17 protein-coding genes and 1 tRNA gene are annotated in these 21,008 nt (G+C 56.3%); 3 read left to right on the plus strand and 15 right to left on the minus strand.

The window, feature by feature from the left end:
* The first annotated feature begins 664 nt into the window (after positions 1 to 664).
* Genes ABWQ00_RS14180 through ABWQ00_RS14190 form a run of 3 tightly spaced genes read left to right on the plus strand, consistent with a single transcriptional unit; the run spans position 665 to position 1,558 of the window.
* Entirely contained in the window at positions 665 to 1,111 is a 447-nt protein-coding gene (locus ABWQ00_RS14180) for a DUF6641 family protein (protein WP_353239314.1), read from the plus strand.
* 12 nt (positions 1,112 to 1,123) lie between these two features.
* Positions 1,124 to 1,273 carry a hypothetical protein gene (locus tag ABWQ00_RS14185; RefSeq protein WP_353239315.1) on the plus strand — a complete coding sequence of 50 codons (150 nt, stop codon included), beginning with the start codon at positions 1,124 to 1,126 and terminating at the stop codon, positions 1,271 to 1,273.
* Positions 1,274 to 1,303: 30 nt separating this feature from the next.
* Positions 1,304 to 1,558, plus strand: coding sequence for a hypothetical protein (locus tag ABWQ00_RS14190; protein WP_353239316.1), 255 nt, complete (start codon positions 1,304 to 1,306; stop codon positions 1,556 to 1,558).
* Between the two features lie 235 nt (positions 1,559 to 1,793).
* Here ABWQ00_RS14190 and ABWQ00_RS14195 read toward each other — a convergent pair whose 3' ends face one another.
* The 15 genes from ABWQ00_RS14195 to ABWQ00_RS14265 all read right to left on the minus strand — a co-directional run bounded on the left by ABWQ00_RS14195 (position 1,794) and on the right by ABWQ00_RS14265 (position 20,937).
* Positions 1,794 to 2,150 (minus strand): DUF6876 family protein, encoded by a 357-nt coding sequence (locus tag ABWQ00_RS14195; protein ID WP_353239317.1) that lies wholly within the window; start codon positions 2,148 to 2,150, stop codon positions 1,794 to 1,796.
* 190 nt (positions 2,151 to 2,340) lie between these two features.
* A complete protein-coding gene (locus tag ABWQ00_RS14200) occupies positions 2,341 to 3,054 on the minus strand; it encodes an NYN domain-containing protein (RefSeq protein ID WP_353239318.1) in 714 nt (237 codons plus the stop codon).
* Positions 3,055 to 3,653: 599 nt separating this feature from the next.
* Entirely contained in the window at positions 3,654 to 4,316 is a 663-nt protein-coding gene (locus ABWQ00_RS14205; RefSeq protein WP_353239319.1) for a response regulator, read from the minus strand.
* 18 nt (positions 4,317 to 4,334) lie between these two features.
* Positions 4,335 to 6,632 carry a sensor histidine kinase gene (locus tag ABWQ00_RS14210; RefSeq protein ID WP_353239320.1) on the minus strand — a complete coding sequence of 766 codons (2,298 nt, stop codon included), beginning with the start codon at positions 6,630 to 6,632 and terminating at the stop codon, positions 4,335 to 4,337.
* A 1-nt stretch (position 6,633) separates the two neighbouring features.
* Positions 6,634 to 7,269 carry a DUF4390 domain-containing protein gene (locus tag ABWQ00_RS14215; RefSeq protein ID WP_353239321.1) on the minus strand — a complete coding sequence of 212 codons (636 nt, stop codon included), beginning with the start codon at positions 7,267 to 7,269 and terminating at the stop codon, positions 6,634 to 6,636.
* Positions 7,229 to 8,605, minus strand: a complete 1,377-nt coding sequence (rsmB, locus tag ABWQ00_RS14220) for a 16S rRNA (cytosine(967)-C(5))-methyltransferase RsmB (protein ID WP_353239322.1) — start codon at positions 8,603 to 8,605, stop codon at positions 7,229 to 7,231. The genes ABWQ00_RS14215 and rsmB overlap by 41 nt, the downstream gene beginning before the upstream one ends.
* 101 nt (positions 8,606 to 8,706) lie before the next feature.
* Positions 8,707 to 12,921, minus strand: a complete 4,215-nt coding sequence (gene rpoC / locus ABWQ00_RS14225) for a DNA-directed RNA polymerase subunit beta' (protein ID WP_353239323.1) — start codon at positions 12,919 to 12,921, stop codon at positions 8,707 to 8,709.
* A gap of 23 nt (positions 12,922 to 12,944) precedes the next feature.
* A complete protein-coding gene (gene rpoB / locus ABWQ00_RS14230; RefSeq protein ID WP_353239324.1) occupies positions 12,945 to 17,069 on the minus strand; it encodes a DNA-directed RNA polymerase subunit beta in 4,125 nt (1,374 codons plus the stop codon).
* 301 nt (positions 17,070 to 17,370) lie between these two features.
* Positions 17,371 to 17,748 (minus strand): 50S ribosomal protein L7/L12, encoded by a 378-nt coding sequence (gene rplL / locus ABWQ00_RS14235; protein ID WP_090044659.1) that lies wholly within the window; start codon positions 17,746 to 17,748, stop codon positions 17,371 to 17,373.
* A 40-nt stretch (positions 17,749 to 17,788) separates the two neighbouring features.
* A complete protein-coding gene (gene rplJ / locus ABWQ00_RS14240; protein ID WP_353239325.1) occupies positions 17,789 to 18,295 on the minus strand; it encodes a 50S ribosomal protein L10 in 507 nt (168 codons plus the stop codon).
* Between the two features lie 254 nt (positions 18,296 to 18,549).
* Positions 18,550 to 19,245, minus strand: coding sequence for a 50S ribosomal protein L1 (rplA, locus tag ABWQ00_RS14245; protein WP_353239326.1), 696 nt, complete (start codon positions 19,243 to 19,245; stop codon positions 18,550 to 18,552).
* The gene (gene rplK, locus ABWQ00_RS14250) at positions 19,246 to 19,677 is read right to left on the minus strand and encodes a 50S ribosomal protein L11 (protein ID WP_019428456.1); all 432 of its coding nucleotides are present in this window, start codon (positions 19,675 to 19,677) and stop codon (positions 19,246 to 19,248) included.
* 120 nt (positions 19,678 to 19,797) lie between these two features.
* Complete coding sequence (gene nusG / locus ABWQ00_RS14255; RefSeq protein ID WP_353239327.1) at positions 19,798 to 20,379, minus strand: transcription termination/antitermination protein NusG; 582 nt, start codon at positions 20,377 to 20,379, stop codon at positions 19,798 to 19,800.
* Positions 20,379 to 20,762, minus strand: coding sequence for a preprotein translocase subunit SecE (secE, locus tag ABWQ00_RS14260; protein ID WP_353239328.1), 384 nt, complete (start codon positions 20,760 to 20,762; stop codon positions 20,379 to 20,381). The genes nusG and secE overlap by 1 nt, the downstream gene beginning before the upstream one ends.
* Positions 20,763 to 20,861: 99 nt before the next feature.
* A tRNA-Trp gene (locus ABWQ00_RS14265) sits at positions 20,862 to 20,937 on the minus strand.
* Positions 20,938 to 21,008 lie beyond the last annotated feature (71 nt).

Consider the following 21,008-nt stretch of genomic DNA (forward strand, 5'->3'; position numbering starts at 1 on the left):
GCGCCAACGTCAAACTGCGCTATGAAAAGTGTCTAGAGATTTGGGGGAATGCCAAGCTTTTGGAAGATTCAACCCACACTGAGCCTACACAGGGCTCAGTGTGGATAGGACTCTTTTGGTGAGTTCGTTACCACAGCACTTCAGCACAACCGAATTGGTAAGGGCGGTTTCGCGGTCTCCTTTTATGTGCTGCTTTGAAACGCAGCGTCTGCGATAGCTGAAGTGCCAACCGATCGCAGTGTTTGCAAGTTGCCGTGTAAGCAGGGCTTGCTCGTGATGCTGAAGGCTTAGAGCCCTCCATCTTTGTGCTTTTTTGCCTTTGTCAGTAATAGGTTGCAATCCATAACTCCACTGGTGAAAGTGGTTTCGACAAATCTTTGCTACTGCGCAAATCTTCCTTCCCTGAGACACCGTTGTCCAGTTTCTGGGCGTCATAACAAGTGAGTGACGCGGCTCGTAATCAGTAGTGATAAATGGCAGCACAGAGACTGTGATTCGCTCTGCCTGTCAGTTTTATTTAGCGAAGACCAAATAAAGCCTTATGAAAACTGGCTAAATCTTTGGAGAGTCCCGCCAACTTGAATGGGCTCATCACTGGTTGGTTGCCCAGATCAGTATCTCGAAAACACACTTGCGTTGTCCATTCATACAAAGGAGAAACGAAATGGCAACAGCAACATTGGCAGGACTCAAATTGACCGCAGCCCAAAAGAGCACCAGCATCAATCCCGTACAACTTCGCCGCAACAAGATGAGCAAACGTCTATGGGAGCAGATTCAACTGGCGAAAGCACAGACTTCCGGAAGTCAATTCAGTGCCAGCAAATTTCGCACAATCATTGACTCGGAAACCGGATTACGAAAACAGGTTGAAGTACCCAAGCGAGTTAAAGCTTGGTGGTTCATTGCTGAGAACGGCAAGACAGCCATTACTGTCCGCTACGGTGCTCGCGTACTGGAGCTAGCCAAGGGAAAGTTCGCCATTGAAATCGCCAGCCCAAACGAATTGGTCTCGACTTTGGAAGTCATCAAATCTGCCATAGAAGTCGGCGAGTTGGATACGCAATTGGAAACCACAGCTGGAAATGTTCGCTCCAGTTTCCAACGCTAGTTCTTCAGCGACATGAAGCGGTTTCAACTCTGGGTTCGTCTGTCAGTAACGCAGACAACCCACACCATCGTGTTCGCCGACAATGCCATTGACGCCAAATTGCTCGGTGAGGCTCAATTCGGCAAGGGCAATGTACTGAACTACACAGAGGTTCTGGAATGATTTGAGCTCGGCATACGCGGCATTAAATACATGATGCGTATCGCCGAACTCTTAGAAAATATCACGTCCTACGGCTCCATGTCACCCGCTGAGTACAGCGCCGTGGCCCAGCAGCGTGACTCAGCAGCCAAACAAAAACGACAGGTAGCACAGCAAACTAGACAACAACAGCAAAAACTCAAGCAGCAGCAAATCTGGGCAAAGAGTCGAGCTGTCAAACCAAAGCCAATCAAATTGAAAACAGCTCGCAGGCGCAGAGTCAAATCAAACTTGCGCTTCAATTGACCCTGTCTCGTTCGTCAATTCCGACTGATTCACCCCAAAAGTGCTGGGTTTTCTACTGAAAATCACTTGAAATTTTCAGTTCTATTGTCATGGGGCTGAGAGGTATAGCGCGGATGCTCCAGCAGCAAAAAGCCATACACGCTGTCATTTTTCTTTCCGCAACTGAGACGGCTTATGCGCTCGTATTCCATGCGCTGCAGGGCTTGCTTGAAGCCCGCTTGGAGCCTGATCGCTTTCAATACTCGCTGGGCAACATGATCACCCAATGCTCGCCGTCCCAGCAGGCGTAGAGTGTGATTTCAGCAAGCGGAAAATCTGTGTAGGGAATTTCCTGCCTTGCGTGTTCATGTCCGTTGCCATCCTCATAGACCATGAGTGCTGCGGCATCTTTGACAGTCGTCTTGACAACGACAAACCAATCCGCCGTACCAATTTCCATCAAATGGCTGGCGATGGCATCCATCATCCAAAAACACTTGGCTTGCTCTGCAAGGTATTTCGTTCCATCTGTCAGCAAGTGCCTGCGGCTGATTCGGTAGTAGCGTTCAGTGCCTGTAAATGCGCTCAGGTTGAATTGATCAATGAGTGGCATGGTCTGCGTCCTTTCGTGATGAACGCAGTTTGTTTTCTCTCCACCAATCAGGACAACCGATAGCCCGCCGATCCGAGCGGACTTAGGTAGCCCAAAACCTTTTAAGCTTGATTCAAGCGTAATTTCTTTTGACGCTTAGAGATGCGCTACACAAATCAATACTATGTGGGATGAGCACCCAACAAATGCATTACCAGTGCGGTGGTTTCTTGGCAGGTTTTTTCCGTGTCGGGACCTGATCTGGCAGTAAAGCATTTTTCAACTCATCATCTCGAATGTACGAACGAGTCCAGTGTGCGAGTTTCGAAAGTCCCGTGCTTGCTGGGCGTCCTTTTTTTGTGTCATCTGGGTAGGCTAACGGCATGATTAGTCCAATTTTCACTAATGGAAAATCTTCTACAAGCGCTTCCAAAACTGGCTCAGCGTCCGAGTCATTGCTGACAAGAACTAATTGATCAATCAGCCCTTTGCTTGCATCCCTGTACATGCCCATAGCGAGATTCACGTCTGTCTTCTTTTCAACCAAACGCCATACTTTGACGGTTTTTGATTTGTCAAAAGGTTCACCATCGACATATACCGGCAAGGATGTGCCATCTTTCTCGTAGACATGTGAGCCCAAAATCTTAGTGAAAATATCTGGGTACTTGGACTCTAATGCTCGGTGATAGTCGTTCTGGGCACGCATTGACTCTTCACCATGACGGGCAAACTTAGTCAATGCAGGCGCAGTGAAGTATCTAACAGCAACCACCTGCGAGGCAGGCTCAATTGAACGAATAATCTGACTGAATAAAGACACAACGTCCAGCCACTTGTACTCAGTGCCTCGCAATCGACCGTAATACAGGTTGTACCCGTCAATGTAAATTGCAGTCCTTTTGAGACCGGATTGATCAGACATTCTTTTTCTTCAACTGCAGATGTGAAAAAACCGCCCGGAGGCGGCTTTTTCGTCCCATACCGGAGCCAACTGAATGACCCGGCTAGGGAGGAGTAGTGGTCTTGCATTGTACGCAGAAGCCCAAGGCTGTACAGAAATTTTTGACTATTCCTGAATTTCGTTGTGGGCACCCTACACACCAAAGCTCTTACAAATCTAGGCTCTAGTTCAATACGTCACAACAAGCACTGATCTGCCCGTCTAGCACCCAACGTCTACCCGCTGGGCTAAAAGCTTGCTGTAGGGCTTGTAAATGCGTTGCAGGGCGTTGGAAAAAGCTGGGGGCTGCGCTAGCTTAAGCGTAGCACCAACAGGCAGCCAAGCAGATGCCAGAAAAGCAGTTTTAGACTACTTTGAATTAACTTTAGAAGGGGGGATTTGGCACTGTCAGCACAGAGTGTGCCGCACCGTTTTGCACCCAATTTGCAGGCGCCATTAATGCTGAAGTTCTAGCGCCGGGCGAACTTTTTCAATCCGCTGCTCTACCAACTGAGCTACCGGGCCGGAAAAGCGAGATTATAGCAGAGTCAACCGCCTGCTCAGGCGCTTGCCACGCCTGTTCAGCTGTGGCGTTTGCTGCGGGTCAGGTCCACGCCCAACTGCTTGAGTTTTCTGTACAGGTGGGTACGTTCCAAGCCCGTTTTTTCGGCCACTCGGGTCATGGAGCCGGCTTCGTGGGCAAGATGGAATTCGAAATAGGCTTTTTCAAAAGCGTCACGCGCCTCGCGCAGTGGGCGGTCGAGTTCAAAGCTTTGCTGCACATCGGGGGGGGCAGCGGTCTCGCTGGTCACCAAACTGGAAATGGACAAGGTGCTGGAAAGCGGCTTGGGTGCCGCGGCGAGCAAGGCTTGCTGCACTTGGTCACGCAACAAACCTTGCTCGACCGCCTTGAGCAGTTTTTGCAGCGTGATGGGCTTTTCGAGGAAGGCTTGGGCGCCGATTTTGACCGCTTCAACCGCGGTGTCGATGGTGGCATGGCCGCTCATCATGATCACGGGCATGGTCAACAAACCCGATGCGGACCACTCTTTGAGCAAACTGACGCCATCGGTGTCGGGCATCCAGATGTCGAGCAGAACCAAGTCGGGCCGCATGTTTTGACGGGCCTCGCGCGCCTGGGCGGCATTTTCGGCGAGCTCTACCTGGTGCCCTTCGTCAAAGAGGATCTCAGAGAGCAGGTCGCGTATGCCCAGCTCGTCGTCCACCACCAAAATGTTTGCCATATGCCTGTTTGTCTCTGTTCATGAAGTGGGCTGGTTGAGCCCCTGTGCTTCTTGCACAACTGCGAATGATAGCGAGACTTGCGCACCTTTGATTTCGCCCTCTTCCAGCAGATTGCCGATCTCGATCCGAGCGGCGTGTTCGTCGGCAATTTTCTTCACCACCGCGAGGCCCAAGCCTGTGCCTTTGGTCTTGGTGGTCACATAGGGCTCAAAGGCCCTTTGGAGAATGTGAGGGGCAAAACCCGGGCCGGTGTCGGTCACGGTCAATCGGACGCGCTGCCGAGCCGGACGCCATTCGGTGCGAAGCTGCACACGGGCTTGCGATGCCGCCTCGCCGCGTGCTTCGCAGGCGTCTTGCGCGTTTTGCAGCAGGTTGTGGATGACCTGCCGCAGTTGCTGCTCGTCGCCCATGATGGCGGGGCAGGCCGGGTCGAGTTCAGCCAACACTGGGGGCCGTGGCGAGGTGTCCAGGGGCTCGCTAGCGTACAAGGCCATGACATCGGTAATCAGTTCGTTGAGCTGCAAAGGTTTAAGCTCAGACGAAGGCAGCCGGGCGTAGTCACGGAACTCGTTGACCAAGCGCTTCATCGCGTCGACTTGGTCCACGATGGTTTTGACCGATTTGGCCAGCACCACGGCGTCTGGTGCGCCCAGCTTGCCCGTCAGGCGGCGCTCCAAGCGCTCGGCCGACAGCTGAATGGGGGTGAGTGGGTTTTTGATCTCATGGGCCAGCCGCCGAGCCACTTCGCCCCAAGCCTGGGCTCGCTCGGCAGAGACGATCTCAGAAATGTCATCGAACACCAACAAGCGCATGCCATCTGGCAAGACGGCGCCCCGTGCCAGCAAGTTCACGCCGGTTTGGTTCAAGCCTTGACCGGCGGCGTGGATTTCAAATGATTTTTGCCAATGGTCCAATTCATGCGCTCCGGTATCGGCGCCCAAGGCCGTGAACTGCTCGGCGACCCCTTGGGCAAAATCCAGCAAGCCCGGCAAACTCAAAATGCTTTGCTGCTCATGTGCGGCCACGGGCACGCGCAAGATGCGGGTGGCCCCGGGGTTGGCAGACTGAATACGGCCTTGCGCATCGAGGACCATGACACCCGCTGTCAGGTTGTCCAAAATGGTTTGCAGATTGCTCCTGGCTTGGTCAAGCTGATTCAGGCTGAGCTCCACATGGCCACGCGCATCGGCCAATTGTTGGGTCATGTCGGCGAATGAGCGTGTCAGGCCACCCAACTCGTCTTTGCCTTGCAAGGCCAACTTGGGCCGGAGGTCACCGGCCGCCACTTGGCGCATGCCGTGTGCCAGCAGCAGCAAGGGTCTGGCCAGCTGGTTGCCCAACAACACCGCCAACAAAATGGCCCCCAAAACAGCCATGAACAAACTCAAAGTGAGCGTGCCGATGTACATGCGCCGCAAGCCTTCGCGGGCCAACGCTCGTTCTTGGTACTCGCGGTAAGCGGCCTGCACTTCTAGGGCGTTGTTGACCAGTGTGGGGGGCAAATCTTGGACCACTTGCAACAGGCGCCGGTCTTCATCGAGTGCCAGGCTCCACTGCGGAATCAACACCAGCACTTTGATCCGGCCTTTGTCAGTTCCCGAGGCGGATTCGTCCAAGCCCTCAAACCAGGCCAAGGTGTTGTTCTTGCGCGCCTCCCTGAATTGGAGCGGGGTGGGCCGTTCGGGTCGCATCTGAAATTGCGCCTGACCGGCACTGGCCACCACACGCCCACCTGCAGTCCATATGGTCACATCCGCAGCGCCGATCTGTGAACGGATTTTTTCGGCCGCCAATCCGGGATTCGCGTCACCCGTATCTGCCAAGTTGGCGGCAGCGGCTCTGGCTTGTTTGGTGAGGTCTTCGCTCAACGTGTCCAACGTGGCGCGACCCAGGTTCAGTCCAGCCACCAGTGCGGCTTCGACCTTCACGTCGAACCAGCTCTCGATGGAGCGCGATACGAATTGGTACGACACGACATAAATGAGCAAGCCGGGCACCACGCCGACCAAGGCGAAGATACCCGCCAGCTTGACCAACAAGCGAGCGCCAAACTGGCCTTGGCGCAGCCGCAGCCACAGGCGAACCGCACCCCAAACGATGGTGATCAAAAGGCCGCCTGCAACCACCCCATTGGTGATGACCAGCCATTCGTAGTTTTGGTTGAAGTTTTCACTCTGATCGGTGGCTTGTGTCATCAGCACCAACAAACCCAAACCAATCAAAACCGAACTGAGCGCCCCCACCAGCAACAGCCAACGGCTGGCCCCTTTGGGCAAGCTGGTGAACTTTTGGCGATAGGCTTGGGCCCAAGGCATGTCAGCGCACCATGTCCTGGCTCAAGCGGAGTGTTCTGCTGACTTGCAAATTCCAATCGGACAGCCCCCCTGCTGCGATCTGAAACGGTCGGGGCAGTTGGGAGACATCCAGCTTGAAGTTGTAGCGCACGCGTTGGCGGGCATCGGGGCTGAGATTTTGCAGGTCGACCAGCTTCCAGGCCGATTGCCTGCGGATGACGCTCAGGGCCTCACCCAAGGATTCAAAGTGTTGCGAAATGCTGCCCGCTAGACCTGTGCCCGCGATCGGCTCACTGGACACATTCAAGCGCCAGCGCCGGGTCAATGGCTGAAAAGCCAACCGGTAGTAGCGGTGCGCGTAGCTGACTTGGGCATCGGTCCAGTACCAGCGGTCTCGCAAAATTTCGGCTTCGGCCACAAAATGCAACGCCACTCCTTTGGCCAATGCATCTTCAAGCACGGGGCCCAGCTCAAGCGACAGTTGAGCGTTGAGCACCAGGCTGCCATTGTCGCGCAGCACTTTGAGTTCGGTGAGCTCAATGCTGGCGTTTTGCGCCCAAGCCCCAGGCACCGACAGCAGCCCAACGCACAACAGCCGCACAAGGCTGTGCAACAGTTCAAGCCCGGTCTTTTTCCAGCAGCGCGTAATAAAACCCATCGTGTTCACCCAGTGCATTGTCCATGACCGGAAGACCTGTGGGCACGTGACCCGGTATCAAATGCCCTGGAGAGGGCAGCAATTGGGCATTGGTGTTGCGCTGAAGAAACGCTTGCAAGGTTTCATCCCCCTCGGAACGGAAGACCGAACAGGTGCAGTACAGCAGTCGACCGCCCGGGGCCAAAAGAGGCCACAGGGCTTGGAGCAGTTGCGCTTGTATTTGCCCCAGCTGCTCGCTGTCGGTGGGGCGACGCAGCCAACGCACGTCCGGATGCCGGCGCACGATGCCCGACGCGGTGCACGGTGCGTCCAGCAAGATGGCGTCAAAGCTTTCACCGTCCCACCAGCTGGCGGGTTGGGCAGCATCGGCAGCTCGCACCTCGGCCTGAACCCCCAGTCGCTGCAAATTCTGGTCAATTCGCTGGCAGCGGCTGGCATCCACATCCAGGGCCAGCACGCGGGCTTGGGGGTAACAGGCCAACAGGTGTCCGGTTTTGCCACCCGGGGCGGCGCAGGCGTCCAGGATGCGCCAGGGCTTGTCGGCCTCGCGGCCTTGCAACAACAAGGGCGCGGCCACTTGCGCGGCCGCGTCTTGTACCGACACATGCCCTTCAGCAAAGCCGGGTAACTGGTGCACAGGCACTGCTTTGTCCAGTTGCAAACCCGTGGCCCCTACGGCTTTGGCTGGCATACCGAGGGCCAGCAACTGGGCTTGGTATTGCGCCACGCTGTGGTGGCGTGGATTGACGCGCAAACTCATGGGCGGGGGAAGCTGTGCCATCTGGAGCAAGCTTTGCCATTGGGCCGGATATTCGGCTTGCAGGCGCTCGATCCACCACAGTGGATGATTCCAAACGGCCTGCGGGTTGGCATCGGTTTGGGCGACGAGGGCTTCGCGTTCGCGCATGAAGCGCCTCAAACACGCGTTGATGAACCCGCTTTGGGCCTGTGTTGTTCTTTGCTGGCGGGCGGCTTCCACGGCTTGGTTGACCAAGGTGTGCACCGGATAGGGCGCCGCAGCGTCTTGCCAGCACAGTGCCAAGGCGGTGCACAGCAATGCGTCAGCGGCAGGAGGTGGGGCTTTGCTGGCCAATTGCTCGCGCAGGGCGATGGCCCGCCCCCATTGCCGCATGACTTGAAAGGCCAAGGATTGAACGCCTGGACGCAAGTCCTTAGGCACAGCCTCGATTTGAGAAGTCAATGAACGCCCAGCGCGCACCGCCTGCACCACTGTCGCCGTCAGTTGCAACAGTTGCCACAAGGGGGCCGAGTGCTTGGGTGCCCGAGTGGGCCGAGAAGGGCTAGAGGGTCTTGGTGAACGTGGCGGTTGGGTCATGGGGTGGGCCGTGAGTGCCTATTTGGAAATGAAACAGCCCCTGACCACATGGCGGTACAGGGGCTGTTCAAGGGTCACCGGGGGGCCGGTGACTTCATGGCTTAGGCAGCTTCGCCGGCGTCGGTGACGGTGTCTTCGGTGGACTCGCCCGCCAAGTCCGCGGCTTCCGCATCGGCAATGGCTTTGCGCTCTGCATCGTCCATCGCGTCTTTCACGGCGCGGGCCTTGTGATAGGCCAAACCTGTACCGGCAGGAATCAAGCGACCCACGATCACGTTTTCCTTCAAGCCGCGCAACTCGTCGCGCTTGCCCATGATGGCCGCTTCGGTCAGCACACGGGTCGTTTCCTGGAAGGAAGCGGCGGAGATGAACGAGTCGGTCGACAAGGAGGCCTTGGTGATACCCAGCAACAGGTTGCTGAAGGTCGCAGGGATCTTGCCCTCGCGCTGCAAGGCTTCGTTGGTGTTGAGAATTTCGGAGCGCTCCACCTGTTCACCGGAGATGTAAGTGGACTCACCCACGTTCTCGACCACCACGCGGCGCAGCATCTGACGAACAATCACTTCGATGTGCTTGTCGTTGATCTTCACGCCTTGCAAGCGGTACACGTCCTGGACTTCGTCCACGATGTAACGGGCCAGCTCTTCCATGCCCAACAAGCGCAGGATATCTTGTGGGTCTGCAGGACCGTCCACAATGCTCTCGCCCTTGTTGACCACTTGGCCTTCGTGCACCAGGATGTTCTTTTCCTTGGGGATCAGTTCATCCCAAACCTTGCCTTCTGGATCGGTGATCTGCAAGCGAACTTTGCCCTTGGTTTCTTTACCGAACGACACGGTACCGGTCATCTCAGCCAGCATGCCCTTGTCTTTGGGTGTACGGGCTTCGAACAGTTCGGCCACACGTGGCAAACCGCCAGTGATGTCTCTGGTCTTTTGACCTTCAACCGGGATACGGGCCAGCACCTCGCCTGGGCCCACTTCCATGCCGTCGCGCACCTGGATCAGCGCGCCGATCTGGAAGCCAATCGTCACCGAATGGTCGGTGCCGGGGATCTTGACTTCTTTGCCAGAGGCGTCGATCAACTTGACCTGAGGGCGGATGACCTTGGCAGCACCACGGCGCTTGGGGTCAATGACCACCAAGGTGGACAGGCCCGTGACCTCGTCCATCTGCTTGGCCACTGTGAGGCCTTCTTCGACGTTTTCGAATTGAACCTTACCGGCGAACTCGGTGATGATGGGGCGTGTCAACGGATCCCAGTTGGCCAAGATAACACCGGCCTTGATGGCTTGGTCGGGCTTGATGGCCAAGATCGCACCGTAAGGCACTTTGTGACGCTCACGCTCACGGCCAGCATCGGAGATGATGATTTCACCGGAACGGGAAATCACCACCAACTCGCCTTTGGTGTTGGTCACATAACGCATGGTGGCATTGAAGCCAACCGTACCGTTGGACTTGGCTTCCACGCTGGAGGCCACCGCTGCACGCGAAGCCGCACCACCGATGTGGAAGGTACGCATGGTCAACTGTGTGCCTGGCTCACCGATCGACTGGGCAGCAATGATGCCCACAGCTTCGCCGGCGTTGATCAAGCCACCACGGCCCAAATCGCGGCCATAGCAGCTGGCGCACAAACCAAAACGTGTCTCGCAGGTCAGGGCGGTGCGGACTTTGACTTCGTCCACGCCGACCAATTCCAACTCGTCCAGCATGTCTTCGTCCAGCATGACACCGGTCTTGACCAGGACAGCGCGTGTTTCGGGGTGCAACACGTCTTCGACGACGACACGGCCCAAAGCGCGCTCGCGCAGGGATTCGATCACTTCACCACCTTCAACGATGGCGCGCATCAGGGAACCGTTGCGGGTTCCGCAGTCTTGCTCGGTCACGACCAAGTCTTGCACCACGTCGCACAAACGGCGGGTCAGGTAACCCGAGTTGGCGGTCTTCAAAGCCGTATCGGCCAAGCCTTTACGCGCACCGTGTGTCGAGATGAAGTACTGCAACACGTTGAGGCCTTCACGGAAGTTCGCCGTGATGGGGGTCTCAATGATCGAGCCGTCGGGCTTGGCCATCAGGCCACGCATGCCGGCCAGCTGACGGATCTGCGCGGCAGAACCACGGGCGCCGGAGTCGGCCATCATGTAAATCGAGTTGAACGATTCTTGGTCGACTTCCTTGCCGTGACGGTCAATGGTTTTCTCTTTGCGCAGCTGGTCCATCATCACCTTGGAGACGACGTCACCGGCTTTGCCCCAAATGTCCACCACCTTGTTGTAGCGCTCGCCAGCGGTCACGAGACCGGAGACGTATTGCTGTTCGATGTCGCGGACTTCTTTTTCGGCGGCTTCGATGATGGCGGGCTTCTCAGGCGGCACCAACATGTCGTCGATGCCGATCGAGATACCGGCGCGTGTGGCCAGACGGAAACCGTTTTGCAACAGTTTGTCGGCGAACACCACGGTCTCTTTCAAGCCGCACTTGCGGAAAGAAGTGTTGATCAGCTTGGAGATTTCCTTCTTCTTCAGCGCCTTATTCAGGTTGCTGAAAGGCAGGCCCTTGGGCAGGATCTCGGACAACAAGGCACGGCCCACGGTGGTTTCCACCATCGACACCGATGAGGTGAATTCACCGGTCGTTTTGTCTTTGGTCCACTCGGTCATGCGCACGTTGATCTTGGCGGTCAACTCCACGGCACCAGCGTCCAGGGCGCGCTGCACTTCACCGATGTCGGAGAAGATCAGGCCTTCGCCTTTGGCGTTGATGCGGTCACGTGTGGCGTAGTACAGACCCAGCACCACGTCTTGCGACGGCACGATGGAGGGCTCGCCCGAAGCGGGGAACAAGATGTTGTTGGAGGCCAGCATCAAGGTGCGGGCTTCCATTTGCGCTTCGACCGACAGGGGCACGTGGACGGCCATCTGGTCACCGTCGAAGTCGGCGTTGAAGGCCGCGCAAACGAGGGGGTGCAGCTGAATGGCCTTGCCTTCGATCAGCAAGGGCTCAAAGGCCTGGATGCCCAGACGGTGCAGCGTAGGCGCACGGTTGAGCATCACGGGGTGCTCTTTGATGACCTCTTCCAAGATGTCCCACACCACGGGGGTGCCGGCTTCGACTTCTTTTTTGGCCGCCTTGATGGTGGTGGCGATGCCCATCGACTCGAGACGGGCAAAGATGAAGGGCTTGAACAACTCGATGGCCATCAACTTGGGCAAACCGCACTGGTGCAGCTTGAGGGTTGGGCCCACGGTGATGACGGAACGACCTGAGTAGTCGACGCGCTTGCCCAGCAAGTTTTGGCGGAAACGACCGCTCTTGCCTTTGATCATGTCGGCCAGCGACTTCAGGGCGCGCTTGTTGGCGCCGGTCATGGCCTTGCCGCGACGGCCGTTGTCCAGCAAGCTGTCCACGGCTTCTTGCAACATGCGCTTTTCGTTGCGCGCGATGATCTCGGGTGCCTTCAGCTCGAGCAAGCGACGCAGGCGGCTGTTGCGGTTGATGACGCGGCGGTACAGGTCGTTCAGGTCAGAGGTCGCAAAGCGGCCGCCGTCCAGAGGCACCAAAGGACGCAGGTCCGGTGGCAACACGGGCAGCACTTCGAGCACCATCCACTCGGGCTTGATGCCGGACTTCTTGAAGGCTTCCAGCACTTTGAGGCGCTTGGAGTTTTTCTTGACCTTGAGTTCGGAGCCGGTCAGGTCACCGCGCAGGCGCTCGATTTCGCTTTCGATGTCGATGCTCTGCAGCAATTCCTTGATGCCCTCGGCGCCCATCTTGGCGACGAATTCATCGCCGTATTCCTTGATCTTGGCGTCGTAGTCGTCTTCGCTCATGATGCCGAACTTCTTCAGCGGCGTCATGCCGGGGTCGGTCACGACATAGGCTTCAAAGTACAACACGCGCTCGATGTCACGCAGCGTCATGTCGAGCACCAGGCCCAAACGCGATGGCAATGACTTGAGGAACCAGATGTGTGCGCAAGGCGCGGCCAAGTCAATGTGACCCATGCGCTCGCGACGCACTTTGGTCTGTGTGACTTCAACGCCGCACTTCTCGCAGATCACACCGCGGTGCTTGAGGCGCTTGTACTTGCCGCACAGGCATTCGTAGTCTTTGATCGGGCCAAAAATCTTGGCACAAAACAGACCATCGCGCTCGGGCTTGAAGGTACGGTAATTGATGGTTTCAGGCTTTTTCACTTCGCCGAAAGACCACGAACGGATCTTCTCGGGAGATGCCAAGCCGATGCGGATGGCGTCGAAGTGGTCATCGGGCGTGAACTGCTTGAACAGGTCGAGTAGTGATTTCATGGTTTGAATCCTTTGCCTGTGAATTAAGAACGCTCGAGCTCGATGTCAAGGCCCAGCGAACGGATTTCCTTGACCAGCACGTTGAACGACTCGGGCATGCCCGCTTCGATGGAGTGTTCGCCTTTGACGATGCTCTCGTAAACCTTGGTACGGCCTTGCACGTCGTCAGACTTGACTGTGAGCATCTCTTGCAGCACATAAGAAGCGCCATACGCCTCCAGTGCCCAAACTTCCATCTCACCGAAACGCTGTCCACCGAACTGCGCCTTACCACCCAGCGGCTGCTGTGTGACCAAGCTGTAAGGTCCGGTCGAGCGGGCGTGCATTTTGTCGTCCACCAAGTGGTGCAACTTCAAGAAGTGCATGTAGCCAATGGTGGTTGGACGGTCGAAGGCGTCGCCTGTGCGGCCGTCAAACAAGTTGGCTTGGGTGCGTGTGGCCGTCAGACCTTTGGCTTTGGCCAAGTCATCTGGGTAAGCCAGGTGCAGCATGGCGCGGATTTCTTCTTCTGCCGCACCGTCGAACACGGGTGTGGCGAATGGGAAACCTTCTTTGAGGTTGTCGGCCATGGCCAACACTTCCTCGTCGGTCAACTGCGTCAGGTCTTCTTTGCGGCCCATGCTGTTGTAGAGCTGCTCGAACAGCTTGCGCAGCTCGGCGATTTTTTCCATGCGCTGAGTTTCGGCTTGCAGCATGTTGCCAATGCGCTGGCCAATGCCTTTGCCGGCCCAGCCCAAGTGAACTTCGAGCACCTGGCCCACGTTCATGCGCGATGGCACGCCCAGCGGGTTGAGCACGATGTCGGCAGGTGTGCCGTCGGCCATGAATGGCATGTCTTCGACCGGCACGATCTTGGAGACCACACCTTTGTTGCCGTGGCGACCGGCCATCTTGTCACCGGGCTGCAAGCGTCGCTTGACGGCCAAGTAAACTTTGACCATCTTGAGCACACCCGCAGGCAACTCGTCGCCTTGGGTGAGCTTCTTGCGCTTTTCTTCAAACGACAAGTCGAAGCTGTGACGGGTTTGCTCCAGCGAGTTCTTGATGGACTCGAGTTGCATGGCCACGTCGTCTTCGGCTGGGCGAATGTCGAACCAGTGGAATTTCTCGACCGAGGCCATGTAGGCCTTATCGATCTTGGTGCCTTTGGCCAGTTTTTGAGGGCCACCGTTGGCCACGCGGCCCACCAACAACTTTTCGATACGGTCAAATGCGTCGGCTTCCACGATGCGCAGCTGGTCGTTCAGGTCCAGGCGGAAACGCTTGAGTTCGTCGTCGATGATTTGCTGTGCGCGCTTGTCACGCACGATGCCTTCACGGGTAAAGACTTGCACGTCGATCACCGTGCCTTGTGAGCCCTGATCCACGCGCAACGAGGTGTCTTTCACATCGCTGGCTTTTTCGCCGAAGATGGCACGCAACAGTTTTTCTTCGGGTGTCAGAGTGGTCTCGCCTTTCGGGGTGACCTTGCCGACCAACACATCTCCAGGTTGCACTTCGGCACCCACGTAGATGATGCCGGAGTCGTCTAGACGGCCCAGTTGCTGCTCAGACAGGTTGGGAATGTCGCGCGAAATTTCTTCAGCACCCAGCTTGGTGTCGCGGGCCATGACCACGAGTTCTTCGATGTGGATCGAGGTGTAACGGTCTTCCGACACGACACGCTCAGAGATCAAGATCGAGTCTTCGAAGTTGTAGCCGTTCCAAGGCATGAAGGCGATCAGCATGTTCTGACCGATGGCGATTTCGCCCAAATCGGTCGATGCGCCGTCGGCGATCACGTCGCCCTTGGCCAGCTTGTCGCCACGCTTGACGATAGGCCGCTGGTGGATGTTGGTGTTTTGGTTGGAACGCTGGTACTTGATCAGGTTGTAGATGTCCACACCCACTTCGCCGGCCAATGCTTCTGCGTCGTTCACACGGATCACGATGCGGGTGGCGTCAACGTAGTCAACGGTACCGCCACGTGTAGCGGTCACCACAGTGCCGGAGTCAACCGCTGCGACGCGCTCGATACCGGTACCGACCATGGGCTTTTCAGGGCGCAGCACAGGCACCGCTTGGCGCGACATGTTGGCACCCATCAAAGCACGGTTGGCGTCGTCGTGCTCGAGGAACGGCACCAAAGATGCCGCCACCGAAACGATCTGGGCGGGTGAGACGTCCATGTACTGGATGCGCTCGGCACCGCACAGAATGGATTCGCCTTTTTCACGGGCTGAGACCAAGTCACCGGTCAGCTTGCCTTCTTTGTTCAACGCAGCGTTGGCCTGGGCGATGACGTACTTGCCTTCTTCGATGGCCGACAGGTAGTCGATGTCCATCGTGACTTTACCTTCGACCACGCGGCGGTACGGGGTTTCAATGAAGCCGTACTCGTTCAATCGGGCATACAAAGCCAGTGAGTTGATCAGTCCGATGTTCGGGCCTTCAGGTGTTTCAATCGGGCAGACACGGCCATAGTGGGTCACGTGCACGTCACGCACTTCGAAACCTGCACGCTCGCGGGTCAAACCACCTGGGCCAAGGGCCGACACACGGCGCTTGTGTGTGATCTCGGCCAAGGGGTTGGTCTGGTCCATGAACTGCGACAATTGCGATGCACCAAAGAACTCTTTGAGTGCTGCAGAAATCGGTTTGGAGTTGATCAGGTCATGCGGCATGAGCGGTTCTTGCTCAGCTTGGCCCAAACGCTCTTTGACGGCTTTTTCGATACGCGCCAGACCGGTGCGGTACTGGTTCTCGGCCAATTCGCCCACGCAACGCACTCGGCGGTTGCCCAAGTGGTCGATGTCATCGACTTCGCCATTGCCGTTGCGCAGGTCCACCAGGATCTTGACCACGGCCAAAATGTCTTCGTTGGACAACACCATGGGGCCGGTCGATTCACTGCGACCCACACGGGCGTTGAACTTCATGCGACCTACACGCGACAAGTCGTACGTATCGGGGTTGTAGAACAAGCGCTGGAACAGGGCTTGCACCGCGTCTTCGGTTGGCGGCTCGCCAGGGCGCATCATGCGGTAGATGGCCACTCGGGCTGCGAACTCGTCCACGGTCTCGTCGATGCGCAAGGTTTGCGAAATGTACGCGCCTTGGTCGAGTTCGTTCGTGTAGATGCAGGGCAGATCTTGCACGCCTAAGGTGCGCAGTTTCTTGAGCAGGGCTTCAGTCAGCTCTTCGTTCGCCTTGGCAATGATCTCGCCAGTGTCGGCTTCGACAATGCTGCGGGCCACCACGCGGCCAATCAGGAAGTCTTCGGGCACGCTGATGTGCGTGGTGCCGGACTGCTCGAGTTCACGGGTATGACGAACGGTGATGCGCTTGTCTTTGGCGACCACCACTTTGCCGGATTTGGCGGTGATGTCAAAACGGGCGACTTCACCGCGCAGACGCTCGGCCACAAATTCCATTTGGGCACCGCTGTCCATCAGGCGGAAGTTGTCGTTGACGAAGAAGTTCGCCAAGATGGATTCTGGGTTCAGTCCAATGGCCTTGAGCAAAATGGAAACGGGCATCTTGCGGCGGCGGTCAACCCTGAAGTACAGGATGTCCTTCGGGTCAAATTCGAAATCCAACCAAGAGCCGCGGTAAGGGATGATGCGTGCCGAAAACAGCAGCTTGCCCGAGCTGTGGGTCTTGCCCTTGTCGTGTTCAAAAAACACACCCGGTGAGCGGTGCAACTGAGACACGATCACGCGCTCTGTGCCGTTGATGATGAAGGAGCCTTTGTCGGTCATCAGGGGCACTTCGCCCATGTAGACCTCTTGCTCTTTGACTTCTTTGACCACCTTGTTTTGTGAGGTTGAAGAGTCACGGTCGTAAATGATGAGTTGGACGCGTGCTCGCACGGCCGACGAGAAAGTCAGGCCACGCGTCTGGCATTCACGCACATCGAACGCAGGTTTGGCCAGGTTGTACTCGATGAATTTCATCTCCACAAAACCATTGTGGGAAACGATCGGGAAAGCCGATTCAAAGGCGGCTTGCAGGCCTTCGTGCGTCCGTTTGGATGAAATGACACCCGCTTGCAAGAAGGACGTGTACGCGTCTTTTTGCATTTGCAGCAGGTAAGGAACTTCTAGCACGCTTTCGCGGCTGCCGAAACTTTTGCGGATTCGCTTGCGTTCGGTGTAGGAATAGGCCATGAGATCTCCGGGCTTGATCTTTCAGAACTGTGTGTTGAATGGACTTTTCACCCCTTCAACGGTCTTGGCGGCTGGCCTCTACCAGCTTTGGCGGACGATTGCGCATTGCACGCAACCCGAACCAAGGGTTTTCTGCAGTTGGGTCAGAAAACACTGGAAAGCAGACTGGGGTCAATCCGCTTTCCGGTGTTTCGTTCAAACACTGAAAAGAAAGCTGTTTTGAGTCAACCTTTCGGTGTGCTCATCAAGCACCAAAGGCTGGAGGCCCTTTCGGACACTCCAGCCTTGGAACAAAACCGAATTACTTCAGTTCGGCCTTGGCGCCAGCTTCTTCCAGCTTCTTCTTGGCGGCTTCAGCGTCAGCCTTTGGCAGGCCTTCTTTGACCGCCTTAGGTGCGCCATCCACCAAGTCTTTGGCTTCTTTCAAGCCCAGACCGGTGATTTCGCGCACGGCCTTGATCACGGACACTTTGTTGGCGCCGGCTTCGAGCAACATGACGTTGAAGTCAGTCTTCTCTTCAGCGGCAGCACCACCAGCAGCAGCGCCACCAGCAGCAGGCGCAGCCATCGCAGCAGCGCTCACACCAAACTTCTCTTCGATGGCTTTCACCAGGTCGTTGAGTTCCATGACCGTCATGCTGTCCAGCGCGGTCAAAAATGCGTCTTTATCGAATGCCATTTTTATTTCCTAACAATTGGTTAAAACACGAACGCTGGCCTTAAGCGGCAACAGCTTCGCCTTCGCCTTTTTTGGCCGCCAGCGCACCCAGCACAACGGCTGTACGCGACATGGGCGACATCAACAAGCCACACAACTGAGCCAACAAAACTTCTTTCGAAGGGATGTTAGCCAATTGCTTAACGCCGTTCACGTCCAAAGCTTTGCCTGCAAATGCACCTCCACGAATGACCAACTTGTCGTTGGTTTTCGCGAAGTCGGCCACCACTTTCGCGGCGGCCACTGCATCTTCAGAGAAGCCATAGATCAGGGGGCCGGTCATCTGGTCAGCGACAACTTCAAACTGCGTACCGGTCACAGCACGGCGAGCCAAGGTGTTTTTCAACACGCTCAGCGAAACGCCCAGGCTGCGAGCTTTGACGCGCAGGTTGGTCATGTCAGCGACCGTGATACCACGGTATTCCGCCATCACAAGCGTTTGAGCTTTAGCGGCGAGGTCGGTCACTTCGGAAATGACCGCTTCTTTCTCACTGCGATTCAGACTCAAGGTCTACTCCTTTGTATGTGTTGTTTGGGTTGCCCCTAGAACACGCCTATTTGCAGCGACCAACTGTTTTGGATCTTCATCCATCTGCAGCGGGATCGCCATCTGCGTTGGCCCAAAACCTCAGGATCACCTGGAGTTTTGTTGATTAAGCACACAGGGTGTGCACCAACGGTCTTGGATGGCCCGCGGTACTTTTGCAAATACAGCAGCCCACCACATTGAGGCGCTCTTTCGAACGCCTCAAATTTCTGCCATCACGCCGAGATAGATTGTGTGTCGACGCGAACGCCCACACCCATGGTCGACGAGACAGCGATTTTGCGCAGGTAAATGCCCTTGCTGCTGGCTGGCTTGGCTTTGACCAAGGCCTCGACCAATGCAGCCAAGTTGCCTTGCAACTTGTCGGTATCGAACGAACGGCGACCGATGGTGCCATGCACGATACCGGCCTTGTCGACACGGAATTGCACCTGACCTGCTTTGGCATTGCGCACAGCAGTGGCCACATCTGGAGTGACGGTGCCAACTTTGGGGTTAGGCATCAGGCCACGTGGGCCCAGGATTTGACCCAAGGTACCCACAACGCGCATGGCGTCAGGTGCAGCGATGACCACGTCGAAAGGCATGTCGCCAGCTTTGACGCGGGCAGCCAAGTCGTCCATGCCGACCACGTCTGCGCCTGCGGCCAAAGCTTCTTCAGCCTTGGCGCCTTGGGCAAACACGGCCACACGTGCTGTTTTGCCGGTGCCGTTGGGTAACACCACAGCGCCACGCACCACTTGATCAGACTTCTTGGCATCGATACCGAGTTGCACGGCCACGTCGATGGACTCATCGAACTTGGCTGTGGCGCACTCTTTGACGATGGTCAAGGCATCGGTCAAGGCATACAGCTTCAGGCTGTCAACTTTGCCAACGAGGGTTTTTTGCTTTTTAGTGAGCTTGGACATTTACACGCCCTCCACATTCACGCCCATGGAACGGGCAGTACCAGCGATGGTACGAACAGCCGCGTCCAGATCGGCTGCGGTCAAGTCTTTCATCTTGGCCTTGGCGATGTCTTCCAGCTGAGCGCGTGTGATCTTGCCCACTTTTTCCAAGCCTGGCTTGGTGGAAGCTTTGTCGAGCTTCAAGGACTTCTTGATCAAGGTCGCTGCAGGCGGTGTCTTGATGATGAAGGTGAAGGACTTGTCTGCAAATGCTGTGATGACCACAGGCAATGGCAGACCTGGCTCGACACCTTGGGTCTGGGCGTTGAACGCCTTGCAGAATTCCATGATGTTCAAACCACGCTGGCCCAATGCTGGACCAATGGGTGGTGATGGATTGGCTTTACCAGCTGGCACTTGCAGCTTGATGAAGCCGACGATTTTTTTCGCCATGCTTTTCTCCTTGCGGGTTTTAACGCTTTGGGCTTTCGGGCCCTCGGCTCCCCGGGGTTAACGACTCAAGAACAAAGACAGGCACCGAGTCGGGAAGTGCCCATCCGAAAAATTGGATGATCAGGTCTTTTCGACTTGACCAAATTCGAGTTCAACGGGCGTTGCTCGGCCAAAAATGGTGACCGACACGCGCATTTTGTTGCGCTCGTAGTTGACTTCTTCAACAGTTCCATTGAAGTCAGTGAAGGGGCCTTCTTTGACGCGGATGTACTCACCCACTTCAAACTCCACCTTGTGGCGGGGCTTGTCAGTACCCTCTTGCATCTGGTTCACGATCTTGGCCACATCGGCTTCTGAGATCGGTGCAGGGCGGTTTTTGGCTCCCCCCACAAAGCCGGTAACTTTGTTGGTGTGCTTGACGAGGTGCCATGTTTCGTCGTCCATGACCATTTCAACCAGCACATAACCCGGAAAGAATTTTCTCTCGGTGGTTTTCTTCTGGCCGTTCTTGATTTCCACCACTTCTTCTGTGGGCACCAAGATGCGGCCGAATTTGGTTTCCATGCCCGAACGCGTGATGCGTTCGATGATGTTGCGCTCAACCGCCTTTTCCATGCCGGAATAGGCATGGACCACGTACCACTTGAGGTCAGGGTTGGTTGAAGAGCCGGCCATCGGCGCCTTGACTACGACATCGTTCATTATTTTTTCCACCCCAGAATCAGATCGTAAAAAACCCATTCGAGAGTTTTGTCGGTGAGCCACAGGAATAGGGCCATCACCACCACGAAGGCAAACACATACAGAGTAATTTGAAGGGCTTCTTTACGCTCTGGCCAAACCACTTTTTTGGTTTCGCGAACGGCGTCACGTCCGAACGCCACCAATTCGCGGCCGGTTTCGGAGGTAAAAAAGACCACGACAGCCGCCACCAAAGCCACCAACAAACCGCCCCACTGAACCCAAGGACCTTGGGCTGCGAGCATGTAGTAAGCAACCAATCCTGCAAGCACCAATGCGATGGCCAAAGCCAATCGAATCTTGTCGCCTGCAGTGTTTACTGTTTGAACTTCGGACGTTGCCATACGGCTTGAAACCTTTGTTGAGCCTCTTCAACAGATGACTCTTATCAGACAAGGAAGCCCGCTAGGTTGTAGCGGGCTTTGAAATTCCACCTTTTCAGGTGGCAGGGGCAGTAGGAATCGAACCTACAACCTTCGGTTTTGGAGACCGACGCTCTGCCAATTGAGCTATACCCCTACATCAAAATGATCAGGCGATGATCTTGGCAACAACGCCCGCGCCGACGGTGCGGCCACCTTCGCGGATGG

Origin of the sequence: Limnohabitans sp., from assembly GCF_040400975.1 — a bacterium.
Taxonomy (GTDB): domain Bacteria; phylum Pseudomonadota; class Gammaproteobacteria; order Burkholderiales; family Burkholderiaceae_C; genus Limnohabitans_A.